The 11,869-nt window shown below is 65.9% G+C and carries 11 protein-coding genes and 1 tRNA gene; 6 read left to right on the top strand and 6 right to left on the bottom strand.

Annotated features, from left to right (window positions below; translation table 11 throughout):
* The first annotated feature begins 306 nt into the window (after positions 1 to 306).
* From QZ994_RS00655 to QZ994_RS00665, 3 genes are all read left to right on the top strand, one after another.
* Positions 307 to 636, top strand: coding sequence for a hypothetical protein (locus QZ994_RS00655; protein ID WP_290866856.1), 330 nt, complete (start codon positions 307 to 309; stop codon positions 634 to 636).
* Positions 637 to 738: 102 nt separating this feature from the next.
* A complete protein-coding gene (locus QZ994_RS00660) occupies positions 739 to 1,746 on the top strand; it encodes a D-2-hydroxyacid dehydrogenase family protein (RefSeq protein ID WP_290866859.1) in 1,008 nt (335 codons plus the stop codon).
* A gap of 45 nt (positions 1,747 to 1,791) precedes the next feature.
* A complete protein-coding gene (locus QZ994_RS00665) occupies positions 1,792 to 2,955 on the top strand; it encodes an MFS transporter (RefSeq protein WP_290866862.1) in 1,164 nt (387 codons plus the stop codon).
* Between the two features lie 7 nt (positions 2,956 to 2,962).
* Here QZ994_RS00665 and rlmB read toward each other — a convergent pair whose 3' ends face one another.
* Both rlmB and QZ994_RS00675 read right to left on the bottom strand, forming a co-directional pair.
* Positions 2,963 to 3,697 carry a 23S rRNA (guanosine(2251)-2'-O)-methyltransferase RlmB gene (rlmB, locus tag QZ994_RS00670; protein ID WP_290866865.1) on the bottom strand — a complete coding sequence of 245 codons (735 nt, stop codon included), beginning with the start codon at positions 3,695 to 3,697 and terminating at the stop codon, positions 2,963 to 2,965.
* Positions 3,698 to 3,739: 42 nt separating this feature from the next.
* Positions 3,740 to 4,441 carry an ABC transporter ATP-binding protein gene (locus QZ994_RS00675; RefSeq protein WP_290866868.1) on the bottom strand — a complete coding sequence of 234 codons (702 nt, stop codon included), beginning with the start codon at positions 4,439 to 4,441 and terminating at the stop codon, positions 3,740 to 3,742.
* Between the two features lie 73 nt (positions 4,442 to 4,514).
* On the opposite strand from QZ994_RS00675, the gene QZ994_RS00680 reads away from it, so the two are divergent.
* Entirely contained in the window at positions 4,515 to 5,120 is a 606-nt protein-coding gene (locus QZ994_RS00680; protein WP_290866891.1) for an arylesterase, read from the top strand.
* On the opposite strand, the gene phaR is transcribed toward QZ994_RS00680, so the two are convergent.
* From phaR to QZ994_RS00700, 4 genes are all read right to left on the bottom strand, one after another.
* Entirely contained in the window at positions 5,091 to 5,660 is a 570-nt protein-coding gene (gene phaR, locus QZ994_RS00685) for a polyhydroxyalkanoate synthesis repressor PhaR (RefSeq protein WP_290866871.1), read from the bottom strand. The genes QZ994_RS00680 and phaR overlap by 30 nt on opposite strands.
* 324 nt (positions 5,661 to 5,984) lie before the next feature.
* Positions 5,985 to 6,061: transfer RNA gene (locus QZ994_RS00690), tRNA-Val, on the bottom strand.
* Positions 6,062 to 6,090: 29 nt separating this feature from the next.
* Positions 6,091 to 8,376, bottom strand: coding sequence for a bifunctional (p)ppGpp synthetase/guanosine-3',5'-bis(diphosphate) 3'-pyrophosphohydrolase (locus QZ994_RS00695; RefSeq protein ID WP_290866874.1), 2,286 nt, complete (start codon positions 8,374 to 8,376; stop codon positions 6,091 to 6,093).
* Positions 8,373 to 9,323 carry an alpha/beta hydrolase gene (locus tag QZ994_RS00700; protein ID WP_290866878.1) on the bottom strand — a complete coding sequence of 317 codons (951 nt, stop codon included), beginning with the start codon at positions 9,321 to 9,323 and terminating at the stop codon, positions 8,373 to 8,375. The genes QZ994_RS00695 and QZ994_RS00700 overlap by 4 nt, the downstream gene beginning before the upstream one ends.
* Before the next feature lie 65 nt (positions 9,324 to 9,388).
* Here QZ994_RS00700 and QZ994_RS00705 point away from each other — a divergent pair, with 65 nt between their 5' ends.
* Both QZ994_RS00705 and mnmD read left to right on the top strand, forming a co-directional pair.
* Complete coding sequence (locus QZ994_RS00705) at positions 9,389 to 10,171, top strand: 3-hydroxybutyrate dehydrogenase (RefSeq protein WP_290866881.1); 783 nt, start codon at positions 9,389 to 9,391, stop codon at positions 10,169 to 10,171.
* 71 nt (positions 10,172 to 10,242) lie between these two features.
* On the top strand, positions 10,243 to 11,869 hold a 1,627-nt coding region (gene mnmD, locus QZ994_RS00710), incomplete at its 3' end, for a tRNA (5-methylaminomethyl-2-thiouridine)(34)-methyltransferase MnmD (protein WP_290866883.1).

Consider the following 11,869-nt stretch of genomic DNA (forward strand, 5'->3'; position numbering starts at 1 on the left):
TCGCAGCGTCTTCCGCACGCCCGACTCAAGTCTGATTGCGCGACGCCGATACCCCCAGCAGGCCTGCGCTTCCCGCAGGTGCGCCTCGGGGGTGAGATGGCTTCCTTTTTTTTCACACAAGATGAGTCCGCTCGCATCGACACCAAGAACGATGCGGACCCGACCCAACTGACGGTTCTCTCCGCGCGCCGTGTCGGCCACGTTCGACTGCTGCCGTCTGCACCGGTCACTGCCACCGCCGACTCGCCACCGCGCCGAGCCGAAGCAGCCCCCCCTAGCCTCTTTCGCCGTGCCCGCCCGGCCTGGATGAATGCCTTCCGTGGCTTCTGGTGCTGGTTGTGGGACATGGACGAGGCACCCGCCCCCGCTGCCATCCACGGCGGCCTGGGCAAGGTCAAGGCTGAATTCCACGCAGCCATGTGGGATCTCCAGTCCTTGCAGGCCAACGAGGTGCGTGACCACGTCGAGCACGCCCGCTCCCTGCGAGAACTGTGGCACCTTCGCGCCCAGGTCTTCAAGGTCATTTCCGTGCACCGCGGACAAATGGAGGCGCAGGTTCGCCTCGACGGGCTGGATGCCCATTTCCCGGTCAAATCCTCCCGCAAACCGGACACGGGCCGCAGCTCACGCTGGTGAGCACGACGGGGACTTCTTGCATCGCATTGACGCTTTGTGACCCCTTGCGACAGCGGGGGCCGCAAGGCATAGCAGAATGGGGGCTGAACCGCACAAAGCCCCATGAACATCATCATTCTGGACGACTACCAAGACGCCGTCCGCAAGCTCCATTGCGCGTCCAAACTGGACGGGCTGTCTGCCAAGGTCTTCACCAACACGGTCAAGGGCATCGGCCAGCTCTCGGTGCGCCTGCGTGACGCCGAAGCCCTGGTCCTGATCCGTGAGCGCACCCACTTTCCCAAGGCCCTGCTGGAAAAACTGCCCAAGCTGCGGCTGATTTGCCAGACCGGTCGGGTGGGGCCGCACATCGATGTCGAAGCCTGCACCCGGCTGGGCATTGCCGTGGCAGAAGGCGTGGGCTCGCCTGTGGCGCCGGCCGAACTGACCTGGGCACTGGTGATGGCAGCCATGCGCCGCCTGCCGCAGTACATCGGCAACCTGAAGCACGGAGCATGGCAGCAGTCCGGGCTGAAGTCGGCTTCGATGCCGACCAATTTCGGCCTGGGCATGGTGCTGCACGGCAAGACCCTGGGCATCTGGGGTTACGGGCGAATCGGGCAACAGGTGGCGCGTTACGGCAAGGCCTTCGGGATGCACGTGACGGTCTGGGGCAGCGAGGCTTCGCGCGAGCGGGCCCATGCCGACGGGTGCATCCCCGCGCCCAGCCGCGAGGCGTTTTTCGAAGCCTGTGATGTGCTCAGCCTGCACATCCGCCATTCGCCCGAAACCCGGGGCATGATCGGCCCGGATGACCTCGCGCGCATGAAGCCCACAGCCCTCCTGGTCAACACATCGCGGGCCGAACTGATCCAGGACAACGCCCTGGTGACGGCCCTCAACCGGGGGCGGCCCGGCATGGCGGCCGTGGACGTGTTCGAGAGCGAACCCATCCTGCAAGGACACCCTCTGCTCCGCCTGGAGAATGCGGTCTGCACGCCCCACATCGGCTATGTCGAGCAAGACAGCTATGAAACCTATTTCAGTGCAGCCTTCGACAACCTGCTGGGATTCATGGCGGGCGAGCCTCGCAACATCGTGAACCCTGACGCCCTGCGCGTTCACCGCTGACGAGCCCGCGCGGTGGAGTTGGAGCGAGCCCTGTCGCGACAGGGCATGAACGCCATCAAATGGGCCTTGCTGGCCGGCAACTTCGTGATCGGTTGCGGCGTGATGGTGGTGGGCGGCACGCTGAACGACCTGGTGCGCGACCTTCGCATCACGGTGGTCGACGGCGGACACCTGATCGCGATTGCCGCGGTGATGATGGGCGTGGGCGCGCCATTGCTGGCCGCAGCGGTGTCGCGCATGGACCGTCGGCGCCTGCTCAGCCTGACCATGCTCTGGTACGGACTGGGGCATGCCCTTTGCGCTGTGGCGCCCGATTACCACTGGCTGTGGCCACTGAGGGCACTCACGGTGCTGGGCGCCGCCGTCTTCACGCCGCAGGCGGCCGCCACCATGGGCTTTCTGAGCACGCCGGCACACCGAGGTCGCGCCATCGCTTTCGTGTTCATGGGGTGGTCGGTGGCCTCTGTGGCCGGCATGCCCATTGCCGCCTGGGTGGGCGAACGCCTGGGTTGGCGCGTGGCCATGGGCATGGTGGCAGTGGGTGGGCTGCTGGCGGCCTGGCAGGTGCACCGGGCGCTTCCGCGCGGCATCCACCCCCCTGCGCTGTCGTGGCGATCGTGGGGCAAGGTGCTGCGCTCGCCGCTGTTGATGGCCGTGGTCTTTGTGACGGCCTGCCAGAGCGCCGGACAGTTCACTGTTCTGGCCTATGCGGCCCCTTACTACAAGCAGGTGTTCGGTGCCAGCCCGGAGCAGATCAGCCTGATGTTCGCCTGGTTCGGCTCTCTGGCCCTGGTCGGCAACATGGTGCTGGCGCGCCGGGTGGACAAGGTCGGTGCCGCACGCGCGGTGACCCTCACCTTGGGCCTGATGGCCCTGAGTTTGCTGTTGTGGCCGCTGGCCACCACCCTGCCCTGGCTCGCCATGGTCCTGCTGCCATGGGCCTTGAGTGGCTTTGCCACCAATTCGGGACAGCAGGCACGCCTGGGTGGGCTCTCACCCAAGCTCGCACCGGCCTTGATGGCCCTGAACACCTCGGCCATCTACATGGGGCATGCCGTAGGCGCCTCAGGCGGCGCCTGGGTGATCACGCACCACGACTATGGCAGCCTGCACTGGCTTGGCCTGGTGTGGATGGTGCTGGCACTGGGCCTGAGCACCTGGGCCGCCGCCGCGCAGCGGCGTGCCGACGCCGAGACCGTGCTCGGCTGAAAGCGCGTCAGAGTGAGCGCTGGCGACGTGCCTCGTACAGACAGACGCCACTGGCGACCGAGACGTTCAGGCTGGAGACGCCGCCCATCATGGGAATGCTGACCAGCTCATCGCAATGCTTGCGGGTGTTCTGGCGCATGCCATCGCCTTCGGCGCCCAAGACCAGGGCGGTGGCCACCTTGAAATCGGCTTCATAGAGGCCGCGCGGCGCGTCGTCTGAGGTGCCGATCACCCAGATGTCGCGCTCCTTCAGTTCGTTGAGCGTGCGCGCCAGGTTGGTGACCATGAAGTAAGGCACGGTTTCGGCGGCACCGGAGGCCACCTTGGCCACCGTGGCGTTCACGCCCACCGCGTGGTCCTTGGGGGCGATCACGGCGTGGGCGCCAGCGCCATCGGCCACGCGCAGGCAGGCGCCAAGGTTGTGCGGATCGGTGACGCCATCGAGCACCAGCAGCAGCGGCGGCTCGGCCAGACCGTCCAGCAGGTCATCGATGGAGCGCGCCTGGCTCAAGGCTTCGACGCGGGCCACGATGCCCTGGTGACGGTGGGTGCCCGCCATCTGCTGCAGGCGGGCGTCATCGCTGTCGATGACGCGCAAACCGGCTTCCTCGACCTTGGCGAGGAACTGCTTCATGCGCTGGTCGCGCCGGGTGGCGTCGACGTGCAGCTCGCGGATGGATTTGGGCGCGACCTTCAGTCGCACGGAGACGGCATGGAAGCCGAACAGGGGTTTCAGACTCATGGCGGCATCGTAACCGCTCGGCGCCCTGCCCTGCCGGATGAATCAGCGCACCAGGCCGCCCGCGGCAATGCGCACGCTGTGCTGGCAGCGCGCCGCGATCTGGCTGTCGTGGGTGACCAGCACGAGGGTGGTGCCGATCTCGCGGTTGAGCTCGAACATCAGGTCCATCACCGCCTGACCGGTGGCGTGATCGAGGCTGCCGGTGGGCTCGTCGGCCATCAGGATGTCAGGACGCATCACGAAGGCACGCGCCAGGGCGACCCGCTGCTGCTCGCCGCCCGACAGCAGGGCTGGGCGATGCTGCAAGCGCTCTCCGAGACCCACGCGTTGCAACATGCCCGTCGCCAGAGCCCGGGCGTTGCGCTCCCCGCGCAACTCGAGGGGCAGCATCACGTTCTCCAGCGCCGAGAGGTGGGCGATGAGCTGGAAGTTCTGGAACACGAAGCCGACATGCCGCGCCCGATGTGCTGCGCGCTGGTCTTCGTTCAAGGCAAAGAGCTCGGTGCCGCAGAGTTCTACCCGTCCCGCCGTGGGCACGTCGAGGCCGGCCAGGAGCGACAGCAACGTGCTTTTGCCAGAGCCCGAGGCCCCAACGATGGCCAACGTGTCACCACGCGGCACGGAGAGCGAGATGTTGTGCAGAATCGTGAGCGCACCCGAGGAATCGGTGACGGTCTTGCCCAGGCCTTCGACCACGATGGCATCTGGGTGCGGTACGGATGGCATGCTGGACTCGTGGGTCATGGACAAAGTGGTGATGAAAACAATCGACTGTAAGCGACGTGCGATGGGCCTGTGGACCCTGGGTGCTTGCCTGATGGGCCCGATGGCTGCGATGGCCGCCCAGCCAGCGACACTGCTGGTGGTGGGCGACAGCCTCTCCGCAGAATATGGCCTGGCCACTGGCACAGGCTGGGTCGCCCTGTTGCAGGGGCGACTGGACAAAGACAAGGCGGGGTTTCAGGTCGTCAATGCCAGCATCAGTGGCGAGACCACCTCGGGAGGCCAGACCCGTTTGCCAGCCTTGCTGCGCACGCACCAGCCGCGGGTCGTGGTGATCGAGTTGGGAGCAAACGACGCGCTGCGAGGGTTGCCGGTGGCGAGCACCGTGAACAACCTGACCAGCATGGTCAAGGCCAGCCAGGCAGCGGGCGCCATGGTGCTGCTGGTGGGCATGCAGGTCCCGCCAAATTACGGCAAGCGCTACACCACCGAGTTTGCCCAGGCCTTCGAGACGGTGTCGCACAGCACAGGCGCCAGCCTGGTGCCCTTCATGCTCAAGGGCGTTGCCGATCGACCCGATGCGCGCGATTGGTTTCAGGCCGACGGCATCCACCCGCAGGCCAAGGCGCACCCCTTGATCCTGGAGGTGATCTGGCCCAGCCTGAAGCCCTTACTTCTTGGGCGTCAGACCCGCCCCTAGGTTGCCCATGAGTGTCTCGGTCTGCTTGGCCATCTGCTCCTGCATCTGGTTGAACAGGCTGCGAGACTGCTCGATGTAGCCGCCCATGAAGTTTTGCATCAGCGGATTCTGCAGGCTGACGACGGAGTTCTCGGTCAGGCGGGACTGCAGGTCGATGAAGGACTGGATGTTCTTCTCGAGGTAGTTGCCCATCAGCCCCTGCATGGTGTGGCCATAGAGGCGGATGATCTGCGCCAGGGCCTGGGTCGTGAACATGGGCACACCGGCGCTCTCTTCTTCCAGGATGATCTGCAGAAGGATGCTGCGGGTGAGGTCCTCGCCCGACTTGGCATCCAGCACCACAAAGGGCTCGCAGGTCATGACCATGTCCTTCATGTCGGACAAGGTGATGTAGCTGCTGGTCTTGGTGTCGTAGAGGCGGCGATTGGGGTACTTCTTGATGGCGCGCACGCCCTTGGGCGGCTCGGCGCCAGCTGTCCCGGCCTCGTCGGGGGTGTCGGCTCCCTCGGCGGGCGGGCTTTTTCGGCTGGCTGCGTTCATCTGGGGCTCCTGTGGGTCTGGTTCATTGTAGGGCGATGACATCCCCAGGACATGCAACAAGCAAGGGGACGCCCCGCGCCCACCTCAGGCGCGACTTTCATCACGGCTCGGTGCCCCGTTTCCGCAACATGGCAGGCATGCATGGTTGCGATGGGCTGCGGCAGTGATCTGGGTCTCTGGGGGCGTGGGCTCTGTACAACGCATGGCGCCCGTACCAGCCGCTGGCCTCAAGGGCCCACTCGCGAGATTGAAAGCCGGCAAGAAAAAAGCCTTCTAAGTCACTGACCTAGAAGGCTTTTCTGTACCTGAGGTACCTACCGAATTTGGTAGGCGCGATTGGATTCGAACCAACGACCCCCACCATGTCAAGGTGGTGCTCTAACCAACTGAGCTACGCGCCTGGAAGACTTAGACTATAGCACGATTTCGATCATTTTCGTCTTGCTTTCAAAACACCGCTGATTTGCGACACTTTTGAAAGGACGTTGCCGAGTCGGGCTGTGTCCGCGGTCTGAACCGTTAGCGTGATTGTAACGTGATCTTTGACCGTTTGACTCTGCATGGCCTGAACATGTGTCTTGCCTTGGGCCAAAACGTCACACACGTCTCTGAGGAGGCCCGCGCGATCGTGGGCTTCTACCAACACATCGACCGCGTAATGGGCCGATTCATCGGCTGCCTGCCTGCCCCAGGCCACAGGAATGATGCGCTCGGCATGGCGTCCGGCCATCTGGCGGAAGTTGCTGCAGTCGCTGCGGTGAACCGCCACGCCCTTGCCTCGCGTGACGTAACCGCCGATGGCATCGGGTGGTGCGGGTTTGCAACACCGGGCCAGCTGGGTGAGCAAGGAGTCCATGCCGACCACGAGCACCCCCTTGCCATCGGCGGCCGGGGCGTTGGGCTCCGAGCGGCTCAAACGTTGAGCCAGTGCCTGATCAGGGTCGGGCGTGGGCTCGGCCGGGCGGAAGTACTGCTCGATGTTGCGCAGGGAGTATTCATCCTTGCCAACCACGTCAAACAGCGCATCGGCGCTGCGGAAACCCAGGCCCGCCGCCAACTCGTCGAGCTTGGTAGCGGTCTTACCTTCCCGCTGGAGGATGCGCTCGACCGCTTCGCGCCCCCGGGCGATGGTGCTTTGCTGAGCCAGGGCGTTGAACCAGGCCCTCACCTTGGCCCGCGCACGCTGGCTTTTGAGGAAACCCAGCTCGGTGTTGAGCCAATCCAGGGAGGGGCCACCTTCCTTGGTGGCGATCACTTCGATGGTCTGGCCGCTGCGCAACGGGGTGTTGAGCGTGACCATGGCGCCATCGACCCGGGCGCCACGGCAGCGGTGCCCCAGGTTGGTGTGCAAGGTGTAGGCAAAGTCGATGGCGGTGGCGCCGGCCGGCAGGTCGATGATCTCGCCCTCAGGGGTGAAGACGTAGATCCGGTCATCGAACAGCCCTTGGCTGTGGGTACCGCCCTGGGCTTCGTCGGCGGAGGCGAGGTCGCGCTCCCAGGCAAGCAGCTGACGCAGCACGGTCTTGCGGGCCTCGGCCACGCGGGTCTCGAACTGGCCTGCTGCCTGCACACCGGCATAGCCCTTGGCGCCAGCTTCCTTGTAGGCCCAATGGGCGGCGACACCGCTTTCCGCGTGCTCGTGCATGGCGGGTGTGCGGATCTGGATCTCGATGGAGCGGCCTTGCGCATCGCGCACCACGGTGTGCAGCGACTGGTAGCCGTTGGCCTTGGGGCGGGCGATGTAGTCGGAAAACTCGTCGGTGATGGGGTGCCAGTGCGCGTGGATCAGGCTGAGCGCGGCGTAGCAGGCGGGCACGTCGGCCACGATCACGCGCAAGGCGCGCAGGTCGAAGACACGCTCGATGGGCAGGCCCTTGCCCTGCATCTTCTTGTAGATGCTGTAGAGGTGCTTCGGGCGCCCCTGGACCAGGGCATCGATGCCGGCGTCTCTCAGGGCCTGGGCCAGCTCCAGCTGGATTTCGGCGATGTGGCGCTCACGCTCCAGGCGTTTTTCATCCAGGGAGCGGGCGATCTGCCTGTAGGTGTCGGGCTGGAGGAAGCGGAAAGCGAGGTCTTCCAGCTCCCACTTGATTTGCCAGATGCCCAGGCGGTTGGCCAGCGGGGCGAACACCTGCAGGGATTCACGGGCCAGCGTGCGAGGGCATGGCAGCTTGGTCTCGGCGTAATGGCGCAAGGTCTGCAGGCGGGAGGCCAGGCGCAGCAGGACCACACGCAGGTCGCGCGAAAAGGCCAGCAGCATCTTGCGAATGCGCTCGACCTGTTCTGCACGCAGGGGGCCATCGGCATCATCGCCCAGGGCGTCGCGGGCGTTTCGCTGCACCTGCACCAGCTTGCGGGTGTGGGCAACGATACCGACCGCATCGGGCCCGAAGGCGCGCTGGATCACTTCTTCAGGGTCGGTGAGGTATTCGCTGGCGTAGACCAGGTAAGCGGCGGCACGCAGAGAGGGCGGCGCCCCGATGCCCTGCAGGATGGCTGCCACACCATCAGCATGGATGAGCGCGTCTTCGGCTGTGTCGAAATGCTTGCCGGCCAGGAGGGGCTCGGCAAAGGCGCGGGCCTTGTGCAGCAGCTGCTCCGGACCGCCAGCATCCGCCGTGTCGCGCACGGGCGCCATCTCGGCCAGTTCAACGATGGGCGCATGGGCGGGTGCAGCCGAGGCCAGTACGCCTTGAGAGGTCAAACCGGTCTTCATGCCAGCAGGAAGTCCTTCACCAGGCTGACCTGATCGGGGCTGATCAAGGTGGGGGCGTGACCGATCCCGGGCAGTTCGACCAGGCGGGCCTTCGGGCCACGTTGCGTCATGGCTTGCGCGGTGTCGGCGCCGAGCAGGTCGGATTGCTGACCGCGCACCAGGAGCACCTCGCTCTTCAGGGCGTCGTAGACCTGCCACAAGGCGGCTTCGCCCGCTGTGGCGCTGTCGGCGCTCATGGTTTTGAAGGGCTCGGCGATGGCCGGGTCGTAATGCAAGGTCAGTCGGCCATCGGCCGTGGGGCGCAACAAGGGCCTGGAGAGCGCCAGCCACTGTTCGGGCGTGTGGGGACCGAAGCCGGTGGAGATGCTCCACAGGTAATCGGCAGCTTCCTGCTCGGAGGCGAAGCTCAGGGGCTTGCCAAGGTAGTCGCCAATGCGCAACAAGGCTTCGATGCGCAGACGCGGGCCCACGTCGTTCAGCACGAAGCGGCGCAGGCGCACACCGGTGACCTCGGGCGGCAGCGTGGAGAAGCCCAGGCCGATGAGCCCGCCCATGGAGGTGCCGACCCAGTCGATGTCGAGCACCTGCTCGGTTTTCAGCTCGGCGCGCAGCTGTTGCAGCAGCGCGACCATGTCCGCCACATAAGAGAAGACTTGGTAGCCCGCGGGCTGGGCCAGCCAGTCGGAATGGCCGCGGCCCACCACATCGGGGCAGATGACCTGGTAGTGGGCGGACAGGGTTTGGGCCAGCACGTCAAAGTCGCGCCCCTGGCGACTGAGGCCGTGCACGCACAGGAGGATGCGCGGGTTGGCCGGGTCACCCCAGCGCCAATAGGCCATGCGGTGCGTCTGGGCATCGGTCTTGCTCGCACCCGGGCAGCTCACGAACTGCAGCGATGGCTGTTGAGGACCGCTGGACGCGATGGTGGCGTTGGAAAGGCTGGTCATGGCAATGGGTCGACAGATAATGAGCCAGTCCACATTGTGTTTGCACTTGCCAACAGGAGGCCCAGATGTTGAAAGGAAAAACCGCCCTCGTGACCGGATCCACCAGTGGGATCGGTCTGGGGATTGCCGAGAAACTGGCCGCACAGGGCGCCAACGTCATTCTGAACGGCTTCGGGGATGTGACTGCGCCACGGGCCGCCGTCGAAGCCTCGGGCCAGACCCATGGCGTGAAGGTGGGGTTTCATGGCGCAGACATGTCCAAGGCCAGCGAGATCGCCGACATGATGGCCTATGCCGAAAAGGACTTCGGCGGTGTGGACATCCTGGTCAACAACGCCGGCATCCAGTTTGTGTCGAACGTGGAGGACTTCCCCATTGAAAAGTGGGATGCGGTCATCGCCATCAACCTGAGCTCGGCTTTCCACACCTCGCGCCTGGCCCTGCCCGGCATGAAGGCGAAGAACTGGGGCCGCATCATCAACCTGGCTTCGGTGCATGGTCTGGTGGGATCTGCTGGCAAGTCGGCCTATGTGGCGGCCAAGCACGGCGTGATCGGTCTGACCAAGGTGACGGCACTCGAGAACGCCAAGACCGGCGTGACCTGCAATGCCATCTGCCCGGGCTGGGTGCTGACGCCGCTGGTGCAGAAGCAGATCGACGACAAGGCCGCCCGCGAGGGCATCACCGTGGCCGAGGCTCAGGTGCACCTTCTCGGCGAAAAGCAGCCTTCACTGCAGTTCGTGACGCCTGCCCAGTTGGGTGATCTGGCGGTGTTCATGTGCTCGCCAGCGGGTGACAACATCCGTGGCGTGGCCTGGAACATGGATGGCGGCTGGGTGGCCCAGTAAGCATGGTTCTGGTTCCTGCGAACCTGGGGGAGGATCCCTCAGGGCGGGCACCGGGGGTACCCTGGTCTCCCTTGTACGACGATCTCTATTCCACCGATGCCGGCGCCCTGGCCCAGGCCCGGCACGTGTTCATGGGCGGCAATGGCTTGCCAGCGCGCTGGCAGGGGCGGCACCGCTTCGTCATCCTTGAAACCGGTTTTGGGCTGGGCCACAATTTTCTGGCGACCTGGCAAGCCTGGCGGGAAGACCCATCACGCTGCGAGCGGCTGGTGTTCATTTCGGTCGAAAAGCACCCCGTGCGCCGCACCGATCTGGCGCAGGTTCATGAGGTCGGAGGGCGAAACGCCTTGCCCGACGAGGCGGCCGATCGCCCCGCTCAGGATCTGCGCGCACGCATGGTAGAGGCCTGGCCTGTCCTGACGCCTGGCTGGCACGACATCGACATGGGCGAGCCGGGGGGCGGCGTGCGGTTGATGCTGGGCCTGGGAGATGTGGCCAACCTTTTGCCTGGCTTGCTGGCCGAGGTGGACGCCTTCTACCTTGACGGCTTCAGCCCAGCCAAGAACCCCGACATGTGGGCCGACAGCCTGTTGAGCCGACTGGGGCGCCTTGCCGCGCCGGGCGCGACCGCCGCCACCTGGACCTACGCCCGAGTCGTGCGCGATGGCTTGCACAAGGCGGGCTTTGTGACCGAGCGCGGCCCTGGGCTTGGCAGCAAGCGTGACATGCTGAGCGCCCGGTTTGAGCCCCGCCATGTGCCGGCGCCGCCGGCGGGAGGACTTTGGCCTGAGCTGCCTCCGGCGCAGCGTCAGGCACTGGTGCTCGGCGCCGGCCTGGCGGGCAGCAGTGCCACCCTCGCCTTGCGACAGGCGGGCTGGGGTGTGCACCTGATCGACGAGGCCGATGGCCCCGCTCAGGGCGCATCGGGCAATCCTGGCGGACTGTTTCACAGCATCGTGCACGGGGAAGACGGCGTGCACGCGCGGGCGCACCGCGCGGCCGCTTTGGCGACCCATCGGGCCTTGCAACCGCTCTGGGCCAGCGGCCAGGTGAATGGGCAAGGCAAGGGCCTGCTTCGCCTGGATGCCAAGACCACGGCCGAAGACGCCCGTGATCTGCTGACCCGTCTGGGCTTGCCCAACGACCACGTGGCATGGCTGGATTCGGCACAGGCCGCCCAACACGCCGGGCTGCCCGTGCCCAGTGGCGGCTGGTGGTTCCATCAGGCGGGCTGGGTGCATCCCGCGGGCTGGGTGCAAGCCATGCTGAGCGCGGCGTCAGCGTGCCCTTCGCCTGGGGCGTCCGTAGAAACCTCACTGCGGTGCAGTTGGGGCACCACAGTGGCCCGCATCCGGCGCATCGCCTTGGCCGATGGCCCGGTGTGGCAGGCTCTGGGCGCCGATGGTCAGGTGCTGGGCCAGGGGCAGGTGCTGGTGTTGGCCAATGCCGGGGCGGCCCGGGCGCTGCTGGCCGAGTTGCCTGCCGACCAGGCCGTCGCCTTGCCCCCGATGAGCCTGGTCCGCGGGCAAATCACCCGCGTGCCCGCGGGACAGGCGTGTTCGGCCCGTTCCCTGCCCCACCAGCCAGTGGCGGGCAGCGGCTACGTGCTGCCCTTGCAGGATGGCAGCCTGCTGTGTGGTGCCACCACGCAACACCACGACATGGCACCTGAGACGCGCCAGGCCGACCATGCCCACA

The sequence above is a fragment of the Aquabacterium sp. genome (genome assembly GCF_021768455.1).
Lineage (GTDB): Bacteria > Pseudomonadota > Gammaproteobacteria > Burkholderiales > Burkholderiaceae_C > Aquabacterium.